23 protein-coding genes are annotated in these 23,936 nt (G+C 36.8%); 16 read left to right on the top strand and 7 right to left on the bottom strand.

Translation table 11 applies throughout. The features are described from left to right. Window positions 1-129: 129 nt before the first annotated feature. On the bottom strand, window positions 130-783 hold the full coding sequence (locus tag HNR32_RS11715) for a sugar ABC transporter substrate-binding protein (RefSeq protein WP_183862893.1): 654 nt from the start codon (window positions 781-783) through the stop codon (window positions 130-132). Between the two features lie 213 nt (window positions 784-996). Between HNR32_RS11715 and HNR32_RS11710 the strand changes: the two genes are divergently transcribed. Continuing rightward, window positions 997-1,665, top strand: coding sequence for a potassium channel family protein (locus tag HNR32_RS11710; protein ID WP_183862891.1), 669 nt, complete (start codon window positions 997-999; stop codon window positions 1,663-1,665). Between the two features lie 50 nt (window positions 1,666-1,715). Here the strand turns inward: HNR32_RS11710 and HNR32_RS11705 are convergent, their stop codons facing one another. Continuing rightward, window positions 1,716-3,074 carry a TrkH family potassium uptake protein gene (locus tag HNR32_RS11705; protein ID WP_183862889.1) on the bottom strand — a complete coding sequence of 453 codons (1,359 nt, stop codon included), beginning with the start codon at window positions 3,072-3,074 and terminating at the stop codon, window positions 1,716-1,718. Between the two features lie 55 nt (window positions 3,075-3,129). Beyond that, the gene (locus HNR32_RS11700; protein WP_183862887.1) at window positions 3,130-4,083 is read right to left on the bottom strand and encodes an AEC family transporter; all 954 of its coding nucleotides are present in this window, start codon (window positions 4,081-4,083) and stop codon (window positions 3,130-3,132) included. A 309-nt stretch (window positions 4,084-4,392) separates the two neighbouring features. On the opposite strand from HNR32_RS11700, the gene HNR32_RS11695 reads away from it, so the two are divergent. The 5 genes from HNR32_RS11695 (at window position 4,393) to manZ (ending at window position 10,089) form a co-directional block, all read left to right on the top strand. Then, on the top strand, window positions 4,393-7,134 hold the full coding sequence (locus HNR32_RS11695) for a sigma-54-dependent transcriptional regulator (protein WP_183862885.1): 2,742 nt from the start codon (window positions 4,393-4,395) through the stop codon (window positions 7,132-7,134). Between the two features lie 207 nt (window positions 7,135-7,341). Continuing rightward, complete coding sequence (locus HNR32_RS11690; RefSeq protein ID WP_183862883.1) at window positions 7,342-7,785, top strand: PTS sugar transporter subunit IIA; 444 nt, start codon at window positions 7,342-7,344, stop codon at window positions 7,783-7,785. Continuing rightward, window positions 7,785-8,264, top strand: a complete 480-nt coding sequence (locus HNR32_RS11685) for a mannose/fructose/sorbose PTS transporter subunit IIB (RefSeq protein ID WP_183862881.1) — start codon at window positions 7,785-7,787, stop codon at window positions 8,262-8,264. Before HNR32_RS11690 ends, HNR32_RS11685 begins: the two co-directional genes overlap by 1 nt. A gap of 167 nt (window positions 8,265-8,431) precedes the next feature. After that, entirely contained in the window at window positions 8,432-9,241 is an 810-nt protein-coding gene (locus tag HNR32_RS11680) for a PTS mannose/fructose/sorbose transporter subunit IIC (RefSeq protein ID WP_183862879.1), read from the top strand. A 29-nt stretch (window positions 9,242-9,270) separates the two neighbouring features. Then, window positions 9,271-10,089 (top strand): PTS mannose transporter subunit IID, encoded by an 819-nt coding sequence (gene manZ, locus HNR32_RS11675; RefSeq protein ID WP_183862877.1) that lies wholly within the window; start codon window positions 9,271-9,273, stop codon window positions 10,087-10,089. Between the two features lie 173 nt (window positions 10,090-10,262). On the opposite strand, the gene HNR32_RS11670 is transcribed toward manZ, so the two are convergent. From HNR32_RS11670 to murQ, 4 genes are all read right to left on the bottom strand, one after another. Then, the gene (locus HNR32_RS11670; protein WP_183862875.1) at window positions 10,263-11,927 is read right to left on the bottom strand and encodes a ribonuclease J; all 1,665 of its coding nucleotides are present in this window, start codon (window positions 11,925-11,927) and stop codon (window positions 10,263-10,265) included. A 291-nt stretch (window positions 11,928-12,218) separates the two neighbouring features. Further along, window positions 12,219-13,295, bottom strand: coding sequence for a DUF871 domain-containing protein (locus HNR32_RS11665; protein WP_183862873.1), 1,077 nt, complete (start codon window positions 13,293-13,295; stop codon window positions 12,219-12,221). 18 nt (window positions 13,296-13,313) lie between these two features. Further along, window positions 13,314-14,663 carry a PTS transporter subunit EIIC gene (locus tag HNR32_RS11660; protein ID WP_183862870.1) on the bottom strand — a complete coding sequence of 450 codons (1,350 nt, stop codon included), beginning with the start codon at window positions 14,661-14,663 and terminating at the stop codon, window positions 13,314-13,316. Between the two features lie 21 nt (window positions 14,664-14,684). Continuing rightward, window positions 14,685-15,587 (bottom strand): N-acetylmuramic acid 6-phosphate etherase, encoded by a 903-nt coding sequence (murQ, locus tag HNR32_RS11655; RefSeq protein ID WP_183862868.1) that lies wholly within the window; start codon window positions 15,585-15,587, stop codon window positions 14,685-14,687. 648 nt (window positions 15,588-16,235) lie between these two features. On the opposite strand from murQ, the gene thiM reads away from it, so the two are divergent. The 10 genes from thiM to HNR32_RS11605 all read left to right on the top strand — a co-directional run bounded on the left by thiM (window position 16,236) and on the right by HNR32_RS11605 (window position 23,916). Next, on the top strand, window positions 16,236-17,069 hold the full coding sequence (gene thiM / locus HNR32_RS11650; protein WP_183862866.1) for a hydroxyethylthiazole kinase: 834 nt from the start codon (window positions 16,236-16,238) through the stop codon (window positions 17,067-17,069). Between the two features lie 564 nt (window positions 17,070-17,633). Continuing rightward, window positions 17,634-18,113 carry a NanQ anomerase/TabA/YiaL family protein gene (locus HNR32_RS11645; protein ID WP_231038098.1) on the top strand — a complete coding sequence of 160 codons (480 nt, stop codon included), beginning with the start codon at window positions 17,634-17,636 and terminating at the stop codon, window positions 18,111-18,113. Window positions 18,114-18,400: 287 nt separating this feature from the next. Beyond that, window positions 18,401-19,804, top strand: a complete 1,404-nt coding sequence (locus tag HNR32_RS11640; protein ID WP_183862864.1) for a putative porin — start codon at window positions 18,401-18,403, stop codon at window positions 19,802-19,804. A 242-nt stretch (window positions 19,805-20,046) separates the two neighbouring features. Next, window positions 20,047-20,775 (top strand): 30S ribosomal protein S2, encoded by a 729-nt coding sequence (rpsB, locus tag HNR32_RS11635; protein ID WP_183862862.1) that lies wholly within the window; start codon window positions 20,047-20,049, stop codon window positions 20,773-20,775. 80 nt (window positions 20,776-20,855) lie between these two features. Then, window positions 20,856-21,509 carry a translation elongation factor Ts gene (tsf, locus tag HNR32_RS11630; protein WP_183862860.1) on the top strand — a complete coding sequence of 218 codons (654 nt, stop codon included), beginning with the start codon at window positions 20,856-20,858 and terminating at the stop codon, window positions 21,507-21,509. A 313-nt stretch (window positions 21,510-21,822) separates the two neighbouring features. Further along, complete coding sequence (gene pyrH / locus HNR32_RS11625; RefSeq protein WP_183862858.1) at window positions 21,823-22,548, top strand: UMP kinase; 726 nt, start codon at window positions 21,823-21,825, stop codon at window positions 22,546-22,548. Between the two features lies 1 nt (window position 22,549). Further along, window positions 22,550-23,107 (top strand): ribosome recycling factor, encoded by a 558-nt coding sequence (gene frr, locus HNR32_RS11620; protein ID WP_183862856.1) that lies wholly within the window; start codon window positions 22,550-22,552, stop codon window positions 23,105-23,107. Between the two features lie 3 nt (window positions 23,108-23,110). Beyond that, window positions 23,111-23,314, top strand: a complete 204-nt coding sequence (locus HNR32_RS11615) for a hypothetical protein (RefSeq protein ID WP_183862854.1) — start codon at window positions 23,111-23,113, stop codon at window positions 23,312-23,314. Window positions 23,315-23,317: 3 nt separating this feature from the next. After that, window positions 23,318-23,488: a 4Fe-4S ferredoxin gene (gene fdxA, locus HNR32_RS11610; protein WP_183862851.1), complete on the top strand. Its 171-nt coding sequence runs from the start codon at window positions 23,318-23,320 to the stop codon at window positions 23,486-23,488. Window positions 23,489-23,565: 77 nt separating this feature from the next. Further along, window positions 23,566-23,916, top strand: a complete 351-nt coding sequence (locus HNR32_RS11605; protein WP_183862849.1) for an undecaprenyl diphosphate synthase family protein — start codon at window positions 23,566-23,568, stop codon at window positions 23,914-23,916. Window positions 23,917-23,936: the final 20 nt, after the last annotated feature.

Below are 23,936 nucleotides of genomic sequence, written 5' to 3'. Positions count from 1 at the left end.
GGTCTTTTTTTAGTCATGATGTTATAACTCCTTTATTATTGATGTTATTTTACATGACCTTAAAAAAGTTGTCTAGTTAATTGTAACCTATCCAACTCACGACTAAAGTCACGAGTGTGCGGCTCCCATTTAATCAAAGTGTGGGAAAAGTTGTAGCCATACTGACATAATTAGCATGCCATCAGTTTTAAGATAATTGCCGTTTAAGTTGCCTAATAATTTTATATCAGGACGTTTTTTTAAGCAGGCATCATAAAAACCACGCCAGCGGTCACGAGCACTTTCATGTGAGGGGGGGCCGCTTAAATATAATATTTTGGCATTTTGCGGCAAATGCGTATACATGTAGTTCCCTTGTAAAAGTCCAGCTTCGTAATCTTTAGAACCTACATAAATAACTTTGTCGTTGTTGAGAGATCTGTTTATAGAAATAATTTTAATGCCGGCAGCTGCAGCCTTTTCAATTACAGGAAGAATCATTTTTTGATTGACGGGATTGATGCAAATTACATTAACCTTAGCAGCTATAAACATATTAACTTGATCTATTTGTTTAGTTATATCATTTTGGGCATCGGCGTATTTTACAGAAATATTGTTATTTTGTTTTGCTATGTCGATAAAATTGATTCTTATTAAATTGCAGAAATAATCATTATTATCACTATTGAGATAGGCAACAGTAAATATATTATTTTTTTTAACAGACAGATTAATGAATGCGAACGTTACTAATAATATTATTGTAAGACTTGAGAATAACATTAAATATTTTCTTTTCATAGTATACCTTCTTAATCAAAATAAATAATTAATTATTTATTTAATATCATTCGTTTTATATAAAAGGTCTTCCTGCTAGAAAAAATTCATATTATAGACGGATAAAACATAATAGTTTTATAAGAGGTAAGATACTATTGCATTATATGTGTTTTTTAGTTATCATGTTATAGATATAAAAATTAACACGGGAAAACTTATGAGGTGTTGGCAATGAAACTCAAAAGTGATACAAAACAGTTTGCTGTTATTGGTTTAGGTCGGTTTGGCTCCAATATGGCAATGTCACTTTATAAGATGGGCTATGATGTTTTGGCCATCGATAAAAATATGAAAAAGGTACAGGATTTCAGCAATGCTTTTACGCATGTAGTACAGGCTGATTCTACTGATGAAAATGCTTTGCGTGAATTAGGCATATTAAATTTCGATGTGGTTGTTGTGGCTATTGGTGAAGATATTGAAGCTAATATAATGACTACTTTGCAATTAAAGGAAATCGGCGTAAAATATATAGTCTCAATGGCGCGCAGCCCACTACAGATAAAAGTTTTGGAAAAAATTGGTGCCGACAGGGTAGTAGCTCCAGAGCGTGACATGGCTCAAAGGGTAGCATACAATTTAGCATCGACAAATGTAATGGATTATATTGAGCTTTCTGATGAATTTAGTATTGCTGAATTAGTAATACCGAGGGCGTTTATTAATAAAACATTGGTTGAATCAAATATCCGTGCTAAATATAATATCAATGTAGTGGCAATAAAACGAGGCGAGCACCTTATAGTATCGCCATTGCCATCAGAAGTAATGCACGAAAATGACGTAGTAGTTGTTGTGGGCGACAATGAAAATATAAATGGACTGGAAAAACTTAAATAAAAAATGAGGCTGACACACAATGATAAAATATGTGTGTCAGCCTCGTTTTTTTACCCGATGCTTATTTTGCCGCAAGGTGGATGAACACGGCTTTTTTTCTGTTTTAAAGCCAAGGCCAAAGTAAAGGTTGAGGCACCAACACGGCCTATCAGCATTATAATTATTAAAATAATTTTGCTGCTGTCGGATAGGGCCGGCGTAATTCCCATAGATAAGCCAACAGTAGCAAAAGCAGAAACTACTTCAAATAAAATTTTTATAAAAGAAAAATTTTCTGTTATGCAAAGATACATAGTAGCTGTTACAACAAAGGCTGACGAAACAAAGAAAAGTGCCAATGCTTTCATGATAAGATCGGGTTCCAAGCGGCGCTGAAAAATTATTAAATCATCTTTGCCACGCATAATACTTAAAATAGAAGAAAATATTACGGCAAAAGTGGTTGTTTTTATTCCGCCGGCGGTAGAACCAGGCGAGCCGCCGATAAACATTAAAATAATCAAGAGAAATAAAGTAGCATTGCCCAGTGAACCGATATTCAGCAAGGTAAAGCCAGCTGTACGCGGCGTGACAGCTAAATAAAATGAAGCCATGAATTTTTTCAATGGGCTTAATTGACCTATAGTAGAAGCATTATTATATTCAAGTAAAAAAATAGCAAAGGTACCAATTAACAGTAAGATTGTAGTAGTGGATACAACAACCTTGGTATGCAGTGATAAAGTCTTTATGTTTTTATACCAAAAGCGTTGTTTTAGTTCTTCGATAGTACCAAAACCAATACCGCCGATGATAATTAATGCGCATAAGGTAAGTGTGATAAGCGGTGAGTTTAGATAGTAGTATATATGTGTATCACCAAAAATATCAAAGCCGGCATTGCAAAAAGCCGATATGGCATGCCAATAGCCGTAATAAATGCCCTTAAGACCAAAATCATGGTAAAAGCGTACGGCCATTATTGAGCCACCGATAAATTCAATAATAAAAGTTTCGATAACGATACTTATAATCAGACGGACAACACCAGCAAAAGTCAGTAAGTTTAATGATTCCTGCATTAATAGACGATTTTTTAGGCGTATTTGTCGGCCGGTTATTACGACGATAATCATTGTTATGGTCATGACACCCAAGCCGCCAATTTGAATTAAAATAATAAGAATAGTTTGACCTAAATAAGAAAAATGCTGTCCAGTATCGACAACCGCAAGTCCTGTTACACAGACGGCTGAAGTAGAGGTAAAAAGGGCATTCACAAATGATAATCCCTGACCATTAGTTGAAGTAATAGGCAGCATTAGTAATATAGTGCCTATCAAAATAACTGAGGCAAAGCTTAAAACCAATATCTGGTAAGGGCTGAGCCTTGTTTTTCGTGGCAGGGATTTTTTTGTTATTATTAGCATAAACATCTCCGTTAGATTAAAATTATTGCATATGTGTTTTTAAATACTAAAAAAATTATTGGAAGAAAAATAAATAATATCCTGGAAAAACAATGAGGAAGAATACAGCTGTTGTTATCATGAAAATAGCTGTGGCCATATTAACATTTAATTTATACAGTTGGCACAGAGCAATCGAATTAATGGCAGCTGGTGCTGCTCCCATCAAAGTCATAATATTTATCAGCATTTTATTATCTGTTAGGAAGGTAAATAGTATATATGTAACTGTCGGTAAAATTATAAATTTTATTGGCAGCATATATAAACTATTACGCAAATAAATTTTGATAGCGGAAAAATTTATCAAAAAACCAATTGGCAGCATACCAATCCAGGCACCGATGTGGATAAAAGAATCAAAAATTGGTGAAAAGAAAATTGGACGAGGGACATTGTTGATAGACAGAAAAAATCCAAGCAGCATGCCCAAAAGTGCTAGTTGATTCCAGCTGACAAGAATACTGCGCCACTGGGGACGGAAATGAATAGTTTGGGATTGTGCCTGGGCGAGTTGTTGATAATAGCCAGCCATGGGGATACAGACAAGTAAAGTAAATAAATTTTGGAATATTGCAACTGACTGGACATAGGCAAAACCTATTTCCCCATAAAGAACAAAACCGCATAAGCCAATTAAGGTGCCAATATTTGATAGATAACCTGTTAGTAAAAATGCTCCTTCCGAGCGTGGTTTATTTAATTGGCGAGCTAAAGGATAAGATAAAATACCGGGAATTAAACACACTAAAATGCCATATATGGGTATGATAAAAAAATTACTGTCGATTTTCATGAGCCAGAAACTGCCACAGGCCAAAATCGTAGCGATAAAACGAATATTTAGTTTCAGTAAAAGATTGCAGGTTTCAATCTTCATCCATTTTTTTTGATGCAGTATATAACCTAAAATAAGTGGTAATATGAGATCAATAAATATATATATAATGCGCGTACTTGCTTCGTTCATCATGAACCTTCTTTTTTAAAATTTACAGCTTCTCTTACAATAATAATGAAGTTTGCTAAATTGTCAATAATTTTATTGTGGTAAAACATTACAAAGCAATTTCCCAGTTGCTTGTAAACCTTTAGTTCATCTGCGATAATATATATAAGAATATTAGCAGGTTCAAAAGGATAATTGCCAGTGTACTTGATAATTATTGAATTGTCAATAATTATGTTGAAAGATAATAAAGGCATAATAATATAGAAAATAGAAATATATACTAGGTGTTTATCAGCTTTGCTAATAAAAACATTGGAGTTTAAAACTATGAAACGTATTGAGCGTATATATGAATATTTAAAGACTTGTGATGATGAGACTACTATAAAAGATGGTGCTACGGCAGTTCAGATAGCGCAGGAACTTGATATTATGCGCAGTAATGTCAGCCGTGAACTCAATGAACTGCATCGGCAGGGTAAAATAATAAAGCTGGCGGGAAGGCCTGTACGCTATTTTTATAAAAATGATTTAGCAGCAAAACAGCAGGCAAGCAGTGCAGTGCAGAAAATTAAAAAACAAACATTGGAAAAAAATAATGGCGCCGATACAGCATTTTGTAAATTTGTCGGAGCCAGCCTAAAGGCACAGATTGATCAGGCTAAAGCGGCTATTATTTATCCGCCTGATGGGCTCCACACGCTTATATTGGGGCAGACTGGTGTTGGTAAGACCTTGTTTGCCCATATGATGTTTGAATATGGCTGTGAAGCAGGGCGCTTTAAGCGGGAAGCTCCATTTATAACTTTCAACTGCGCGGATTATTATAATAATCCACAACTATTAATCTCACATATTTTTGGACATATAAGGGGAGCCTTTACTGGCGCTGATACTAATGCTGTTGGCTTGATAGAGTCGGCTGACCAGGGAATTTTGTTTTTAGATGAAGTGCATCGTCTGCCGCCGGAAGGTCAGGAAATGATTTTTTATTTCATGGATACAGGAACATTTAACAGACTGGGCGAAACAAAACGTGAACGCAGAGCAAGAGTATTAATAGTATGTGCTACGACAGAAGATCCCGATTCGGTATTAACGAGAACTTTTAAAAGGCGTATACCTAATATTATTGAAATACCGCCATTGGCGGACAGGCCTATAGAAGAAAAACTGGAAATAACTAAATTGTTATTTCTAAAAGAAGCACATTGCATTAAACGGACAGTGCGGGTCAGTGGTGATGCTATTAAAGCCTTAATCGGCAGTATTGGGCCGGGTAATGTCGGGCAGCTGGAATCAAATATTCGTTTACTGTGTGCCAAAGGGCTGCTTAATATAAAAAATGAATATATAGATATAAATTATCAAATGCTGCCCCAGCAGATAAAATCGGGAATATTATCCATGAGTACTAAACGTAAGGATATGGCAGCTATATCGGATACCATTGGCAGTGAATTTTATGCGACACCTAATAGTAAAGAAATGATACCTAAAGAAGCCGAGGATGATAAATTTAATCTATACCAGATGGTCGAAGATAAGGTTAAAGTGTTAAAAAATGAAGGTATATCCGAAGATGTTGTGCAGCAAGTTATAATAGCTGATGTAAATGCCTATTTAAAGGATTTTTATATTAAACAAAAGCAAAATGTTACATTATCAGTACATGAGCGCCTGCTCAAAATAGTTGATGTTAATATGGTTGATTTTACGGAACAGGTTGCTGATTTAGTAGCGGAAAAAGTAAAGCTTGTATCCAAAGAAAGATTTTTATATGCATTTGCGCTGCATTTAAGTTCGCTGTTTGCCAGAATAAAAGAAAAAAAACAATTTCGTAATTCTTTATCAGGAATGGTTAATACTGATACGATAGAATTTTCTATTGCTCAGGAAATAAAAAAAATGATTGAGGAGCATTACAATATAAATATAGCGGCATCAGAAACAGAATATTTTGCTATGCTGCTGCAGTCATTAAAAGAAGAAGATATTGCCGATAAGATTGTTATTGCAGTGGCTATGCATGGTAATTATACGGCTAGTGCTGTATGCGATGTAGCGCATAAGCTGTTTAGTGCTACTAAAGTGGAACTTATTCCTTTTGATATGCCGCTGGAATGCCGTCCTAATGAAATGCTTGAGCAGATAATTATCAAGCTGCGCCAGATAAATTGCAGTCAGGGTGTTTTATTGATGGCTGATATGGGGTCGTTATGCAATTTCGGTCCTTTAATAGAAGAAAAGCTTGGTATTAAAGTTATGACGATAAATATGGTTACAACACCATTGGTGCTTGAAGCAATGCGTAAGGTTGATATGGCAGGGGTAACTTTGCCGGCAGTTTGTGATTCCCTTAGAGGTTTTGGCGGCTATGATGATAACAGCATTGATGATACTGATGCTAAAACTGATATAATAATAACCATTTGTAATTCCGGCGAAGGCACAGCGGAAAAATTAAAGCAGATGATTAGGGATATATTGATAAATGCTGGTATTACCCACATAAAAATTTTTCCGATAAGCCTATATGATATGCAAAACAGCATAAAAAAATTATCAGAAAAATATAATATAATAGCATCGGTTGGTATTGTTGACCCTCAGATAGCTGCACCGTTTATACCTTTAGAAACATTATTAGCCGGTAAAGATAATGCACTTTTGTGTCATTTGCCCGTGTCGCGAAATTTATCATATAAGCGTGATGAGAGCAATAATGTGGTATTGCGTCATTTATGTACAGATGCTCTGGAAGAAATGCTGCTGTATTTAAATCCAGATAAGGTTGTAACTTTATTATTGAATTTCACTGTTGAACTGGAGCAGATATTTATAACAGAATTTACCAATGCCCAAAAACTTAAAATAGTTGTACATACGGCTTGTGCATTAGAGCGTGAGGTGACTCATAACAGCATTCTTTATAATAGTAAGCTAAGTGGCACAGTTGATGACGACAAGCTAAAGAAGATAAAGAAGGCATCAGGTATATTTAAAAAAACATTGCAGCTGCAGCTTAATGATGATGAATTGTGTTATATTGCCTCGATGATAGAGTAAAAGATTAATTGACACAGAATATTATTTAATAAAAGTGTGTCAGTTAATAGCAGCTAAAATAAATAAGTGTGTTAAAAAATAGTGTGTCATTAAAAATATAAATAGTGTTATTAATAAAAAACTCCTTGTATAACAAGGAGTTTTTTATGACACACAAAAGTTGGCATGCAATTTGCAATATAAAATAGATAAAAGGAGGGATTGACAATGCTGGGAATTATTGTCGGAACACATGGGCATTTAGCCGAAGAATTGGTTAAGACCTGTGCAATGATTTGTGGTGCTCCAGATAATTTGGAAACTGTTACATTGGTTCCAGGTGAAGGGCCGGAAGATTTACAGGCCAAATATGAAGCAGCAATTGCCAAATTAAACACCGAAGATGGCGTTATTATTTTAAATGATTTATTTGGTGGCAGTCCATATAATGCTGCCTGCCGTATTGCTGCCGTTGATGAAAAATGTGCAGTGGTAACAGGTGTAAGCTTGCCAATGCTGGTAGAAGTTATCAGCTACCGTATGATGGCTGCTGAAGATATCAATGTACTGGAAGCAGTAGAAAAAGCACAAGATGCAGCAGCTGCTGGTGTACAAAAATTTCATAAAAGCACAATTGTTGTTGAAGCAGAGGACGAAGGAGACGATTTATAATGAATATAGTGTTAGCTCGTATTGATGACCGTCTTATCCATGGACAGGTTGCGACCGTTTGGTCTAAGGTTACTAACTGCGAACGTATTATCGTATGCGATGATGATGTAGCTGCTGATAATATTCGTGCCACCCTATTAAAACAGGTAGCTCCTCCAGGAATAAAATCAAGTGTTGTAAGCGTGGAGAAGGCTGTTCGTGTTTATAATAATCCTAAATACGAAAAAGATAAATGTTTGCTGTTATTCACCAATCCTACCAGTGTTTTAGAAATGGTAGAAGCAGGTGTTGATATTAAAAGTGTTAATATCGGTGGTATGAGCTTTAAAGAAGGCAAACGCCAGATAAGTGGTGCTATATCTGTTGATGACAAAGATGAAGCAGCGTTTAACAAGCTTCATGAAAAAGGTATTGAATTAGAATGCCGCAAAGTAGATACTGATAAAAAAGTAAATATCATGGATTTATTAAATAAGTAATTTATATTTTATAAAACAGCTAATGTGATTATTATAATATAAATTATGATTCAGGCGTTGCCCATTGGTGGCAACGGTTTGAATTGATTTATTTGTCACACAATTTTAATATTAAGAACTAATTTGTCATTTATTATATTATATAAAAACATATAGGAGGTATTATAATGGAAATTAGCAGTGTTCAACTTATTGCAATTTTTATTGTTTCAGCTATTGCAGGGATGGGGAGTGTTCTTGATGAATTTCAGACACATCGTCCTCTTATCGCTTGTACGCTTGTAGGTGCAATTCTTGGCGATATGACAACTGGTATTATTATTGGTGGTACATTGGAAATGATAGCTTTAGGCTGGATGAATATCGGGGCAGCAATGGCACCGGATGCGGCTTTAGCTTCAACTATTTCAACAATTTTGGTAATTGCAGGTCACCAAAGCATTGGTGCTGGTATTGCGATTGCGATGCCGCTGGCAGCAGCTGGTCAGGTATTGACAATTCTTTGCCGTACTATCACCGTATTTTTTCAGCATAAAGCGGATGGTTTTGCTGAAGAAGGAAATTTACGCGGGATTGATATCTGTCATTTAGGTGCTTTAGGAATTCAGGCTCTGCGTGTTGCTGTGCCAACACTTCTTGTTGCTATGTATGTAGGAACAGGCGCTGTGCAGTCAATGCTTGACGCTATCCCTCCGGTAATCACTGGTGGTTTGCAGGTAGCCGGTGGATTTATCGTTGTTGTTGGGTATGCGATGGTTATAAATATGATGCAGGCTGGCTATTTAATGCCATTCTTCTTCCTGGGATTCGTTATCGCTGCGTTCACTAATTTCAACTTAGTTGCTTTTGGTGTAATCGGTCTTGTTTTGGCTATACTTTATATTCAGCTTAATCCGAAATATCAAAAAGTGGCAGCAGCTCCTGCTGCAGCTGTAGCAGCTAGTGACGATGACTTAGATGACGATCTTGATGACTAATTCTAATTATTGAAGGAGGAAGAAATATAATGAAAAAATTAAGTAAAAGCGATATTTTTTGGACTTTTGTCCGTTCTAACTTTGCCCAGGGCTCATGGAACATGGAACGTATGCAGGCATTGGGATTTTGTTTTGGTGTTATTCCAATTATCAAAAAATTATATGAAGGCGATGAACGCAAACAAGCGCTAAAACGCCATCTTGAATTTTACAATACTCAGCCATTTGTAACAGCACCGATTATTGGTGTAGTTGCAGCTCTTGAAGAACAAAAAGCCAATGGTAAAGAAATTGCTGATGGTGTTATCAATGGTATTAAAGTAGGTATGATGGGACCTTTGGCTGGTGTCGGCGATCCTATTTTCTGGGGAACACTTCGTCCGATAACCGCTTCATTAGGGGCATCTTTTGCTATGGGCGGCAGCATCTTCGGGCCAATATTATTCTTTGTATTATTCAATTTAGTACGTTTATTTGTTCGTTGGTATGGTATTAAGTATGGCTATACTAAAGGTACCGATGTTGTATCTGATGTAGCCGGCAATACCTTACAGAAAATAACTGAAGGTGCATCTATTTTAGGGTTGTTTGTAATGGGCGCATTGGTTAATAAATGGACGTCGGTAAATGTACCGCTGGTGGTGTCGACAATTCATAAGCAAGATGGCACAGTTGCGGTAACCACAGTTCAAACCATCTTAAATCAATTAATGCCTGGACTTATTCCATTGTTATTGACTTTTATGTGCATAAAATTAATGAAAAATAAAGTTAATCCTATTTGGATAATATTTGGTTTATTTGCTGTTGGTATCTTAGGATATTGGACAGGCATCTTAGGAATGTAATTTTCCCTCTTATGTCATTTGTTGCATGATATAAGAATTTATTGTAGATTTCCATAAACTCCAAATTACTTCTCAATACGAAAATAGAGTGTCATTGATAAATTATCAATGGCACTCTATTTTTATATAAAAAAAGAACAATTTGTAAAACAAATTGTTCTTTCAATCATTAATTAAACTTCCATTATAATAGGAAGAATCATTGGACGGCGACGGGTTTGTTCGTATAAGAAACGACCAAGGTTTTCCCGTACATTTGATTTGATAGCCGACCATTCGGTAACTTTATTTTCTAAGCATTTATCAAGAGCGGCAGCTACACGCTCTTTGGATTCATTCATAAGTTCTTCGGATTCACGTACATAAACAAAACCGCGTGAAACAATATCGGGACCAGAAACAAATGAGGCTTTGCCCTTATCCATGGTCATAACAACAATAATGATACCATCCTGCGATAATTGACGGCGATCGCGTAAAACAATATTACCGACATCACCAACACCAAGTCCGTCAATAAGAACTCGGCCGGATTGTACTTTACCGACAATAGCACCTTTTTCACGGGTGAATTCTAAGATATTGCCGTTTTCACCGATAAAGATACGGCTTTTATCCATACCGATTTCCTGTGCCAGCTGTGAATGTTTCACCAGATGACGATATTCACCATGAACAGGAATAAAGAATTTAGGACGAACTAGATTATGCATAAGTTTTAATTCTTCACGACTAGCATGACCAGATACATGAATTCCCTGATCTTTACCATAGATAACATTAGCTCCAAGCTTTAATAAATTATCAATAGTACGCGATACAAGTTTTTCATTACCAGGAATAGGCGTTGCTGATATTATGATAGTATCACCAGGAACAATGTTTACTTTTCTGTGGTCAGACATAGACATTCTGGTAAGTGCAGACATTGGTTCACCTTGGCTGCCGGTAGTTATGATGACAACCTGATTAGGTGGATAATTATTTATTTCATCAATATCGATAATGGTTCCTTCAGGAGCATTTAAATAACCTAATTTCAATGAAATAGTGACGACATTTATCATGCTGCGTCCTAGTACAGCAACACGGCGCTTATATTTTACAGCCGTATCGATAACCTGTTGAATACGATGGACATTGGATGAGAATGTGGCGATGATAACACGTTCACGAGCTGTACGGAAGGATTTGTCAAAGGCAACACCAACTGTTTTTTCACTAGGTGTATGACCTTCTCTTTCAGCATTAGTACTATCAGCCATCATGACGAGTACACCCCGGTTGCCAAGACTGGAAAATGCTCTAAAATCAGTCATTTTACCATCAACTGGTGTATAGTCAAATTTGAAGTCACCAGTGTGGACTATCATGCCCAATGGAGTTCTTATCGATAAACCGCAGGCATCAGCGATGCTGTGATTGACACGGATAAAGCCAACGCTAAAACAGCCGGCATTAATAATATCACCATGCGATACTGGGCGAAGATTACTGGAATCTACGTTGTTTTCCTTCAAACGGCCTTCAAGAATACCGAGTGTTAAACGGGTTCCATATACAGGAACACTGATTTGACGAAGAATATAAGGCAATGCCCCAATGTGATCTTCGTGACCATGTGTTAAAACAATGGCTTTAATACAATCTTTATTTTCGATTAAATAAGAGATATCAGGGATAACAAGATCAATTCCCGGCATATCCTCATCTGGGAACATCAATCCGGCATCGATGAGAATTATCTCATCGCCATAACGAATAACCGTCATGTTTTTCCCGATTTCTCCCAATCCCCCTAAAGGAATAATCTGCAATTTTTGCAGTTCTTTTGCCAAAAAATAGCACCTCCAAGAAATATATATATTAAATTTTATTAGCTATTATTAAAATACGTTATACTTAATTCCCGCAGCAGATAAAATCGCCGTTTATCTGGCATTAAGGAAAAATTATTCTAGAGAATGGGTGCTATCCATCAGCTTATATATAACTGATAAATGCAGCAATTAATCATAGAATAAAAAAATATAAAAAAGTCCGCACAATAATTATCTCTTATATTATATAACTAATCGTAAGCCCTGTAAAGCAAAGTTATAGTAAGCTGGCATTTCACAGCCTATAAATTAATCTTCAAATTGCAAAATAAAAGATTTTCCGGCTGTGATATACTGCATTAAAAATAATTCGTCAGATAAAATTTGACCGATGACATTTACTTTTTCATCAGCAGTTTGAAGATTTTTTATTATTTGCAGTTCGCCCTTATAACGCAAATATTCATCGTTATCGAGTGTTATCATACCTACTCGGCGTTCGCTGGTATTTTCCGGAGTAATAGAAATATCCTTAAAAATATTACGGCTTTCCTGTGTCCGTATGGCATCACGGGCTTCATCGATGCGTGAAGTAAATTTTTGCTGCAATAACGTTTTTATTTGCTCGTTTTTAGTAAATAGTTTAGCTTTAATAATAACCGTGTTGCTTTCAAGTGTTGCTAATAATTGCAGCTGCTTTTCCGTGGGCAGGCAGTCACCAACAAAAATAGAATCAATATCCATAGCACATAGATGGCGGGCAGCCAGGCTAAAAGCCATAGTACGATGATCTTCTAAAGTTGGCAGTCCTTTTTTTAGTGGCGGACGGCAATGGGGATGACAAGGAATAAAGGCACCTACTTTTATAGAATTTTCGTGTAGTATCTGTGTTTTGTTTTGGAAAAAATCTAAAGACAGACCAGTACCGGGACGAGGATAAAAATTATGAAGAGCATCAATGCGGGAAAAATCCGCATCTTTGAAATATAAATCATTTAAAAGCTCAGGTGTAATGGTAGAAGCATTTAGCTGTAAATTTATTTTATGATGGTTATGGCTCAGTTCACTTATAATATTACTGTCGTAACCATAATCAAGTCGTAAACGTTTTATTCCTTTTATGCAAAAAAGTGAGAGATTTAATTTCTTAGCCCCTAGTAGAGTCAAAGCGGCTGGGGAAATATCACTTATTATTTCCATATTATTTTCTGAGACTATTTTCATCATTTGGTCAAACTGCTTTTGGAATTTATTGAAATCTGTTTCGGGAATGTGAAAGGAAGTAAAAATTCTTTTTATGCCATAAGAAGCTGCTGTTTCCAGCAGTACTAAATTATCTTCAAATGAATTTCCCAGTCCGGGATAAAGCGAGATACCGTTTTCCATAAAACCATCCTTTAAGAGTTATTCGGGGTCATTGAAACCAATTGTGTATGTAGCGATAAAGCCGGTAATATAAGCTATTAATAAACCGATGATATAAGCAGGTATATTATTAGTGCCGGCAGCCAGAGGAAGTCCGGAAATCCCCATAACTGATGAGCCAACATGATAAAAAGCCTGAATAGCACCGCCGCAGGCTCCGCCAAAACAGGCGGTGAAAAATGGGCGTCCCAGCGGTAAAGTTACGCCATAGATAAGCGGTTCACCAATTCCCATAATACCTACAGGTAAGGCCGAGATAATTGTTTTTTTTAGGCGGGAATTTTTGGTTTTTACATATACTGCCAGTGATGCACCAACTTGTCCGGCACCAGCCATGGCTAAGATTGGCAGTAAAATGGTAACACCATATTTTGACAGTAGTTCAGCATGGATAGGAGTAAGTCCTTGATGCAGTCCTGTTAGTACTAACGGCAAAAATGTTCCGCCGAGGACAAAGCCGGTTAGAAAACCACCGGCATCGATGGCATTAGTGACGATTTGACCAATAGCATCAGAAATAAAACCACCGATAGGCTGTAATATAAATAAAGCGGGCAAAGTAGATATTAAGATAACCAATAGAGGTGTTAAAAATAAATCAAGCATTTGCGGCACTAATTTATGCAGTTTATGTTCGAGCCAACTGGAAAAAGCAACTACCAATAAAACAGCGATTATGCCGCCGCGTCCTGGTGCAAGATTTATGCCCAGTATAGCAATGGTACTTAAAGCCGGGTGAGTTATAATAGCAGCCATGGTGCCGCCCAGCATAGTTGAAGCACCTAGTTCCTTGGCTGTGTTTATACCAACAAAAATATTCATACCCCAAAAAACACTGCTGCCAGCGATTTGTAGTATTTTTATAATAGGACTGGCAGTAACAGCCGGGTCTAGCTTTAAAATAATATTTAAAATACCAGTAATAAGACCACAGGCAATAAAGGCCGGAATTAAAGGCAGAAATATATGGGATATTCTTTTTAATAAAAGTTTAAAAAAAGTAGCATTTTTTTGACGGATAGCATTATGTAGATTATCAGCATGACCAAAACTTTGGGGATCGAAGGAAGTAGATTGATTATTGCTGTTGTTGGATAAGATTGTCTGCATGATTTTAGCAGCAGTTGCTGCTTTGCCTGGGCCGAAAATTATTTGTAATTCACTGCCGCTTAAATTTACGCCCAGCACATAATTAAGCTTTTTTATAGCATCCAACGGCAGATTTTCCGTATTTGTAAGCTGCAGCCGCATTCTTGTCATGCAATTATAAACTTTGGTAATGCCATAAATTATAAGCAGGGCATGGATTTCTTCAATTGTTTTTTGCATAATACTCCTTTTAGGGCTGAATTATTTATTGGCGGTAATGGTTCTGCGAATAAAGCCATCATTGTCTTTTAATAATTTTTGCGCGGCAGTAAAATCAATATGCATTAAATGCATAATAATGGCTGGCTTTACTTTGCCGCCTGTAATTTTTAATAATTTTGCAGCTTTTTCATGGGTAATATCAGTTGCTTCCATAACTATACGGCAGGCACGTTCGTATAGTTTGTCATTGGAGGCATTTACATCGACCATTAGATTTTGATAGACTTTGCCGAGTCTTATCATTGAAGCGGTGGAGAGCATATTTAAAATAAGTTTCTGGGCAGTTCCTGCTTTCATACGGGTACTGCCAGTGATAACTTCTGCTCCAGTGACAGCTTCCAGTGCAATATCGGAAATATTACTGATGGGAGCCTTGGCTGAACAGGCAATGCTTATGGTAGCGGCATTGTTTTTTTTGGCAAACTTTAGGCCGCCGATGACATATGGGGTTCTGCCACTGGCAGCAATACCAATAACAACGTCGTTAGCTGTAAGCTTTTTTTCTGCTAAATCGGCAGCGGCTAGATTTTCATTGTCTTCGGCGCCTTCCTGGGCTCGAAACATTGCTTCTTTGCCGCCGGCAATAAGGCCCTGAATTAATTCAGGGGGAACACTGTAGGTGGGGGGGCATTCTGCGGCATCGAGCACACCAAGTCGTCCCGATGTGCCTGCTCCAATATAAAATAGTCGTCCGCCAGTTTTCATTTTGTCCACAATATTATCAACAGCTATAGCTATCTGCGGCAGAATTTTTTCAATTGCCAGCGCCACGTTCTTATCTTCATTATTTATAAGCTTACAGATAGATAAAGTATCTTCATTGTCAATATTCATAGTAGCGGGATTACGTCGTTCTGTAGTGATTTTTTCCAAATTAACCATAATAATACCTAGTCTTTCCTATAATAAATAATTTTATTATATCAGCTTGGCAAAAAAAATGCTAAAAATATATGTTATAATAACCATAGTTTTGTAATGTAGAAAATTTTTAACCCCTCAGACGGCTTTGCCGCCAGCTCCCCTAAATGGGAGCCTAGACCATGCAATACAATGATTTAAGTAGATATCGAATGCTATATGTTTGCTATTGCTTAGAAAATCATATTAGTTATTATATGGTTTAATAGCCGTCCCTTGTACTGTGTGTACTGTATCTCTGCTCTGCCTACTACATTTCTAAGCACTGGAGTGCAAAGAACTGTGCATAAGCGCTAAAGTGTACAGGACTATAGTATATAAGAGCGTTTTTTAGGAACCTAAATTTCAACTAGCATAATATGAATAAAAAATTGTTTATAGATTTAGAATGGTTTTTCGCCTAGTGAATATTCCGGTATGCCGTTAGGCATAGAAAAAAATGTTTTGACTGCTATGTCTAGATTTTAACTGTTTGAGCAAAGTGAGTTTTAAAATCTATCGCAGGAAAAACATTTTTTGCAGGAATATGAACTTTAGCGAAATATTTCTTTTGGTTACTTTTCTTTGTGTCAAAGAAAAGTAATAATAAAAAACATTGAGGTGTTTAATTTGCTGGGACAATATTTACAAGAAGTAAGAAAAAAAGCTCCGCTTATTCATAATATTACCAATTATGTTACGGTAAATGACTGTGCCAATATTTTACTGGCCTGCGGAGCTTCCCCAATTATGGCCGATGATAAAAACGAGGCCGCAGAAATAACAGCTATCTGCAATGGTCTTAATATCAATATTGGCACATTAAATGAAAGAACTATTGATTCAATGCTGTCAGCCGGAGAAAAAGCTGCACAGCTGCAGCATCCAATACTTTTAGATCCGGTAGGTGCAGGAGCATCAGCTATGCGGACAGCAACAGCAAAAAAAATATTGGATAAACTACCTATTACTGTATTGCGCGGTAATATTTCAGAAATAAAAATATTAAGCACAGGTCAGGGAATAATACATGGTGTAGATGCCAACGCCGCTGATAGAGTAACAGAGGATAATTTATTTGAATATATGAAGATTGCCAGCCAGCTTGCCGGAAAATTGCAGACTATTGTTGCCATTAGCGGGGAAATAGATATAATTGCCGATAAAGACCAGGCGGCTGCCGTAAGCAACGGACATTCCTTAATGAGCAAAATAACCGGCAGTGGTTGTATGCTGTCAGCATTAACTACAGCTTATGCAGCGGCTAATCAGCAAGATATATTTACAGCAGTGCTGGCAGCCTTTTGCAGCATGGGCATAGCCGGTGAAATTGCCGCAAACCGCATGACAGATTTAGACGGCAATGCATCCTTTAGAAATTATCTTATTGATGCTGTTTATAATATGACAGCCGAGCAGCTTGATACTGGCGCTAAATATCAGTTAATGGTTTATAATGATTAATTAAGATATAGATTTTAAGAATAACCCCTCAGACGGCTAAGCTGCCAGCTCCGCATATAGTATGCAGGGGAGCCTAAATCATGCAATACAATGATTTAAGTAGATATCGAATGCTATAGCTATTGTTTAGAAAATCATATTAGTTATTACATGGTTTAATAGCCGTCCCTGTAGGGAAGGTGGCTTGACGAAGTCAAGTCGGAAGGGTTAACCCCTCAGGCAGCTATGCTGCCAGCTCCCCTATAGGGGAGCCTTTCAGGTAGCTAAAATTCAACTAGCACAATGCTAACAGTATAAATAGGAGTATTAAAACTATATATTAAGTAGAACAGTAATATTTGAGTGAAAAACCGTCACTTGTACTGTGTGTACTGTATCTCTGCGTTGCTTACTATATTTTTAAGCGCTAAAGCACAAAGAATTATAGTATACAGGGGAGCCTAAATCATACAATACAATGATTTAAGTAGATATCAAATGCTATAGCTATTGTTTAGAAAATCATATTAGTTATTACATGGTTTTTAATAGCCGTCCCTGCAGGGAAGGTGGCATTGCGAAGCAATGACGGAAGGGTTAATGGAGGAAAAAATGATTTTTGGTAATTGCAATCACCTGGAAAATTTTAATTTATCAGCAGATATAATGAAATGTTTTAAATATTTTCAGGAAAATGATTTAGCAAATAAAAAAGCGGGGTCTTACGAAATAGACGGTCGCCGCATATTCGTCAATATCGATGAATATACTACACAAATACAGGAAGAAAGATTTTGGGAAGCTCATCGTAAATATCTTGACGTACATGTACTGCTAAAGGGTGAAGAACAGATTGATATTACTTTCTTGCATAATATGCAGCAAAATCCCTATGATGAAGAAAAAGATTTTCTGACACTGGAAGGAAATAAACAAGGCAGTATTTATTTGCAGGAAATAGGCGATTTTCTTGTCTGCTATCCACAGGATGTTCATCGTACAGCTGTAAAAATTACAGAAAAAACAGCTGTTAAAAAATGTATTTTTAAGATAGCAATTGCATAATATTTCTAACAAATCAAAAGATAAGATACAGAGAAAAAGTTTTTTTAAAATAGCGATAAAAACATTATAAAAATTTACTAGTTTAAATGTAGAGGCACATTGGGATAAATATGATTTTTCTGAAATAAATCTGAAAGATACTTGCTTTTTATTATTATTTATGATAGTATAATCAAAGGTTTAAAACAGATGGTGGAAAGATGTTGAGGAAACATGGATACTCATACAAGATTTTCTCCTGATGTTTTGACCAAATAAAAAACATTTTATATAGGAGGAATTTTCTCATGACAAAGAAAACTCTCGTATCAATGATTACTGGCGCTTTAGTAATCGGTGCTGCTAGCACAACTTTTGCTGCAGCTAATCCTTTCAGCGATGTACCAGCTGACAGCTGGGCATATGACGCTGTATCAAAATTAGCTTCTGACGGTATCATCAATGGTTATACCGATGGCACTTACAAAGGTCAAAATACCATGACCCGTTATGAAATGGCTCAGATCGTAGCAAAAGCTATGACCAAAACCGACATGGACAAAGCTGATAAAGCTTTAGTTGACAAATTAGCTGCTGAATTCTCCGAAGAACTCGATAACCTCGGCGTTCGCGTATCCGATCTCGAAAAGAAATCCGATAACGTTAAATGGGGCGGCAGAATGTCCTATATATATTCTGGTATTAAATCTCCAGAATATAAAAGTGGTGCAACTCGTGCAACTACAAGTGATAGAGCAGATACCAACACTTACAGATTGCGTTTAGAACCAAAAATGTTCGTCGGTAATTCCGGCTGGACTGTTAACGCTCGTATCCAATATTTCAGCAATGCATCTTCTGCTAATAATGGTGGTAGCACTAATAACGGAGATAGTGATAAATCAGATACAACAGTTGATAAAATTTATGCTGAAGGCCCATTATTCGGTGCTGATGCTAAATTAGGTAAACTTGATACCTACAGTGATGATGTATTTGGTTCTGGTTTAATCATGGATGATAACATTAGCGGTGCTCAGTTCAAATGGCATGTTGGCGATAAAGAAGGCAATTCTTATGTAAAAGCTGTTGCTGGTCGTTATGACTTTGATTCTGATTCCAATATTGGCAAGACAGAGGCTTTTGATGGCACTGGCGATTACTTATCATTGGAAGCAGGAATTGCTCCTAAAAATAGTAAATTAAGCGGCTTACTTGGTTATTATACATTAAGAAATATTGATGCTAATAATGCTGGTGCATTTGCAAAAACATTTGATGGTAAATCAATGTCTAATGATGATAATACTGGTATTTGGGCAGCTGGTTTAGGTTATGCATTTGATAAAAATGTAAAATTATATGGAATTTATGCTAAATCTGATATGGATGATGTTGCTGGTTATGCAGGCGATGACCAAAGTAAGGCTTATGATATTACTTTAGCATACAAAGGTGCAGATATGACTAAACCTGGTTCTTGGGGCGCTTATACAGCATATCGCTATCTTGGTGAATATGCTACTATTGTTCCTACCTATGATGCTGCTACTCGTGGTACCAAAGGCTGGGAAATCGGTGCTAACTATACAGTAGCTGAAAACATTGTAGCAACTATTCGTTATTATGATGGTAAAAATCTTTCTGCTGATTATGCTAACAATGATGCTGACTTTAGCAAAGTTTATGGTGAAGTTGACTTCTGGTTCTGATCCTAAATTTTAGAAGTATCGAAGATAAGGATTATGCTCTGATGGAGTGTAATTTGGCAGCTCTCGCAAACGCGGGGGCTGCTTTTATTTTTGCAAAAAAATAAGTTGCTAGCGTATTTTTTTTATGATATAATATACAGCGGTGTAGAAAACGCACACGTATTGATGCTGTACTGTTCCCGTAAGGGTAAAGCGGCGAGTTAAGATGCGTGGAGGAATAAAAAAACAGGAGGTGCACCATCATGGCAGTTATATCCATGAAACAATTATTAGAAGCAGGCGTACATTTTGGTCATCAGACCAGACGCTGGAACCCGAAAATGGCTAAGTACATTTTCACTGAAAGAAATGGTATCTATATTATCGACTTACAGAAAACTGTAAGAAAAATTGATGAAGCTTATAACTTCGTTCGTTCTATTGCTGAAGAAGGCAAAACAGTTTTATTCGTAGGTACTAAAAAACAAGCTCAGGAATCCGTAAAAGAACAAGCTGAAAAAGCTGGTATGTATTACGTAAACGAAAGATGGCTTGGCGGTATGATGACCAACTTTGGTACCATCAGAAAAAGCATCAATCGTTTGAAAGAACTTGAAGCTATGGAAGAAGACGGTACATTTGAAGTTCTTACTAAAAAAGAAGTACAGATGCTTCGTCGTGAAAAAGACAAATTAGAAAAAGCTCTCGGCGGTATTAAAGAAATGGACAGATTACCAGGTGCTTTATTTGTAATCGATCCACGTAAAGAACGTATTGCTGTTGCTGAAGCTAAAAAACTTAATATTCCTATCGTTGGTATAGTTGATACCAACTGCGACCCAGACGAAATAGACTATGTTATTCCTGGTAATGACGATGCTATTCGTGCTGTAAAACTTTTAACTGGCTGTATCGCTGATGCAGTACTTGAAGGTCGTCAGGGCGGCGAAGAAGCTGAAGAAGTTCAAGCTGAAACAACTGAAGAAGCTTAATTAAAAATAAAATTAAAATATCAGAGGGGGTAAGGGGAATATTATCCCTTTACCCTCTTTTTTTGTAGGAGGATTTCTTAATGGCAAATATTACTGCAGCAATGGTAAAAGAATTGCGTGAACAAACAGGTGCAGGTATGATGGACTGTAAAAAAGCATTAGCTGAGTGTGACGGTGACAAAGACAAAGCGGTAGATTTTTTACGTGAAAAAGGGTTGGCATCCGCAGCTAAAAAAGCTGGTCGTGTTGCTGCTGAAGGTGTAGTTACATCTTATATTCATGGTAATGGTCGTATTGGTGTTTTAGTTGAAGTAAACTGTGAAACAGATTTCGTTGCTGGAACTGATGACTTTAAAGAATTTGCACGTGATATCGCTATGCAGATTGCAGCAGCTAATCCTAAATGCGTGCGTCGTGAAGAAGTTGAAGCAGCTGATCTTGACCACGAACGTAAAGTATTGCGCGAACAGGCTTTGGCTGAAGGCAAACCTGAAAAAATCGTGGAAAGAATGGTTGAAGGCCGTATCGAAAAATACTATAAAGAAGTATGCTTATTAGATCAGGCTTATATTAAAGATCCAGAACAGACTATTTCTGATTTAGTAAAAGCTAAAATTGCTAAAATCGGTGAAAACATCTCTATTCGTCGTTTTGTACGTTATGAAGTTGGCGAAGGCATTGAGAAAAAAGAAGACGATTTTGCTGCAGAAGTAATGGCTGCAGTTAAAGGTTAATAAGTAATTAAAAAATTTAAAGAGAACACAAATATTGTGTTCTCTTTTTTAAGACAAATGTATGAATTTGTAAGGGATTAATTTACAAGAATGTATGGTTTTAAAAGCCGTCCCTTTAGGGAAGGTGGCTTGACGAAGTCAAGTCGGAAGGGTTAAAACTTGAAACCCCTCAGACAGCGTTGCTGCCAGCTCCCCTAAAGGGGAGCCTTTCACTACTATAAAAATATTTAGGAATATAATTTCAATTAACACAAAATAGATATTAAATAAAAGTGCTGAATTCACAATTAAATATTAGACGGAGGATATGTCGGTGACGGTAAAGAAATATAAACGTGTGGTACTAAAATTAAGCGGCGAAGCTTTGGCAGGAGAACAGGGATTTGGTATTAATCCAGAAGTTGTAGAATCTATTGCTAAACAGATAAAAGATATTTATCATCAAGGAATAGAAGTAGCAATTGTAGTTGGCGGCGGCAATATTTGGCGTGGTTTGGCAGGCAGTGCTAAAGGCATGGATAGAACGACTGCTGATTATATGGGGATGCTGGCAACAATTATGAATTCTTTGGCTATGCAGGATGCTTTGGAAAAAATTGAGGTAGATACACGCGTGCAGACAGCCATTGAAATGCGTCAGGTGGCAGAGCCATATATTAGACGCCGTGCTGTTCGTCATTTAGAAAAAAGCCGTGTAGTTATTTTTGCTGCGGGTACTGGTAATCCATATTTTTCCACAGATACAACAGCGGCACTTCGAGCAGCTGAAATTGAGGCCGACGTTATTTTAATGGCTAAGAAAAATACTGATGGAGTATATGATTGTGATCCTAATACTAATGCCAATGCACAAAAATTTGATACTTTAGAATATCTGGAAGTATTACAGCGTGGACTGGCTGTTATGGATGCAACTGCTACCAGTTTATGTATGGATAATAAAATACCGCTTATCGTATTTAATATTGATGAACCAGGTAATATTTTAAAAGCAGCATTGGGTGAATCTATAGGCACTATTGTTGGAGGTCGTAAATAAAATGGTAAAAGAAGTATTCACTGCTAATGAAGACCGTATGAAAAAAGCTATAGAAGCTTTAAAAAGAGAATTTGCAAGTCTGCGTGCTGGTCGTGCTACACCAGCATTATTGGATAAGGTAATGGTTGATTACTATGGTAATCCTACACCAATAAACCAGGTGGCCAATATTTCCGTGCCTGAACCGCGTATGCTGGTTATAGCTCCTTGGGAAAAAACGATGCTGCATGAAATTGAAAAGGCTATTATGAAATCTGAGATAGAACTCAGTCCTAACTCAGATGGTACAGTAGTTCGCCTCGCTATTCCCCAGCTTACCAAGGAACGTCGTGCTGATTTGGTAAAAACTGTAAATAAGAAAGCTGAAGAATCAAAAGTAGCTTTGAGAAATATTCGCCGTGATGCTAATGATGGTATTAAAAAATTAGAAAAAGGCAAAGAAATTACTGAAGATGAAGCTAAAAAAGCACAGGATGATATGCAAAAACTAGTTGATAAATACGTCGAAGAAGTAAATAATATCAGAGTAATAAAAGAAAAAGAAATAATGGAAGTTTGAGTAATGAAATATGTAGGACAGCTTCTGACAGATGCTGTTATTGACTTGCAGCAAAAGAAAATTAAATTTGTTATTGATTACACAATTCCACCAGATAAAGGTTATTTTGCGGTGGATTCCAATATCCTATATGTAATACGAGAGAAATATCTTGAAACTGGAGAGCTGCAGCTTATAGCTGCTGCAAAAATGGGGAAGGAGGTGTAAATTATGGCATATAAAATTAATGATGACTGTATTTCTTGCGGTGCATGTGCTTCTACTTGTCCAGTAGGCGCAATTTCTGAAGGTGAAACCCATTATGAAATTGATGAAGCTACTTGCGTAGAATGTGGTGCATGCCAAGCAGGCTGCCCTGTTTCAGCTATCGAAGCTCCTTGATGAATACAGGCCCCTCTTCTCTTTAAGTTTTAAGAGAGGGGTCTGTTTCGTATTACAAAGCCAAAGAGGTTTATCTTATGTGGAAAAAATTTTTTTATAAAAATGAAAATAATGAGGCTAAAACGGTTGATACAAATCTCCAGCCTGAATTATTGCCGCAGCATGTGGCAATAATTATGGACGGCAATGGACGCTGGGCCAAAAAAAGAGGATTGCCGCGTACTGCTGGACACAAAAAGGGCGTTGATGTTTTGCACAAAATTGTAAAAACTGCATCAGCCATTAATATAAAGTACCTTACAGTGTATGCGTTTTCAACAGAAAATTGGAAAAGACCATCAAGTGAAGTAGAATTTTTGATTAAATGGGAGCCGCACACTCGTGACTTTAGTCGTGAGTTAGGCGACCAAACTAGTCAGTATGTATAGAAATATGCATATAGAGATTG

Origin of the sequence: Pectinatus brassicae (assembly GCF_014201835.1) — a bacterium.
Taxonomy (GTDB): Bacteria; Bacillota; Negativicutes; order Selenomonadales; family Selenomonadaceae; genus Pectinatus; species Pectinatus brassicae.
The sequence above is the reverse complement of the archived record's forward strand: the minus strand, read 5'-3'. Positions and strand labels throughout refer to the sequence as shown.

Excerpts from the sequence above, each read along its gene's own strand:
- HNR32_RS11665 (WP_183862873.1), bottom strand. The coding sequence starts at position 13,295 with ATGGAAAACGGTATCTCGCTTTATCCCGGACTGGGAAATTCATTTGAA.
- manZ (WP_183862877.1), top strand. The coding sequence starts at position 9,271 with ATGAAAAAATTAAGTAAAAGCGATATTTTTTGGACTTTTGTCCGTTCT.
- tsf (WP_183862860.1), top strand. The coding sequence starts at position 20,856 with ATGGCAAATATTACTGCAGCAATGGTAAAAGAATTGCGTGAACAAACA.
- HNR32_RS11680 (WP_183862879.1), top strand. The coding sequence starts at position 8,432 with ATGGAAATTAGCAGTGTTCAACTTATTGCAATTTTTATTGTTTCAGCT.
- murQ (WP_183862868.1), bottom strand. The coding sequence starts at position 15,587 with ATGGTTAATTTGGAAAAAATCACTACAGAACGACGTAATCCCGCTACT.
- HNR32_RS11695 (WP_183862885.1), top strand. The coding sequence starts at position 4,393 with ATGAAACGTATTGAGCGTATATATGAATATTTAAAGACTTGTGATGAT.
- frr (WP_183862856.1), top strand. The coding sequence starts at position 22,550 with ATGGTAAAAGAAGTATTCACTGCTAATGAAGACCGTATGAAAAAAGCT.
- fdxA (WP_183862851.1), top strand. The coding sequence starts at position 23,318 with ATGGCATATAAAATTAATGATGACTGTATTTCTTGCGGTGCATGTGCT.
- HNR32_RS11710 (WP_183862891.1), top strand. The coding sequence starts at position 997 with ATGAAACTCAAAAGTGATACAAAACAGTTTGCTGTTATTGGTTTAGGT.
- HNR32_RS11645 (WP_231038098.1), top strand. The coding sequence starts at position 17,634 with ATGACGGAAGGGTTAATGGAGGAAAAAATGATTTTTGGTAATTGCAAT.
- HNR32_RS11705 (WP_183862889.1), bottom strand. The coding sequence starts at position 3,074 with ATGCTAATAATAACAAAAAAATCCCTGCCACGAAAAACAAGGCTCAGC.
- HNR32_RS11640 (WP_183862864.1), top strand. The coding sequence starts at position 18,401 with ATGACAAAGAAAACTCTCGTATCAATGATTACTGGCGCTTTAGTAATC.
- HNR32_RS11605 (WP_183862849.1), top strand. The coding sequence starts at position 23,566 with ATGTGGAAAAAATTTTTTTATAAAAATGAAAATAATGAGGCTAAAACG.
- HNR32_RS11715 (WP_183862893.1), bottom strand. The coding sequence starts at position 783 with ATGAAAAGAAAATATTTAATGTTATTCTCAAGTCTTACAATAATATTA.
- HNR32_RS11700 (WP_183862887.1), bottom strand. The coding sequence starts at position 4,083 with ATGAACGAAGCAAGTACGCGCATTATATATATATTTATTGATCTCATA.
- HNR32_RS11660 (WP_183862870.1), bottom strand. The coding sequence starts at position 14,663 with ATGCAAAAAACAATTGAAGAAATCCATGCCCTGCTTATAATTTATGGC.
- HNR32_RS11615 (WP_183862854.1), top strand. The coding sequence starts at position 23,111 with ATGAAATATGTAGGACAGCTTCTGACAGATGCTGTTATTGACTTGCAG.
- HNR32_RS11690 (WP_183862883.1), top strand. The coding sequence starts at position 7,342 with ATGCTGGGAATTATTGTCGGAACACATGGGCATTTAGCCGAAGAATTG.
- rpsB (WP_183862862.1), top strand. The coding sequence starts at position 20,047 with ATGGCAGTTATATCCATGAAACAATTATTAGAAGCAGGCGTACATTTT.
- HNR32_RS11685 (WP_183862881.1), top strand. The coding sequence starts at position 7,785 with ATGAATATAGTGTTAGCTCGTATTGATGACCGTCTTATCCATGGACAG.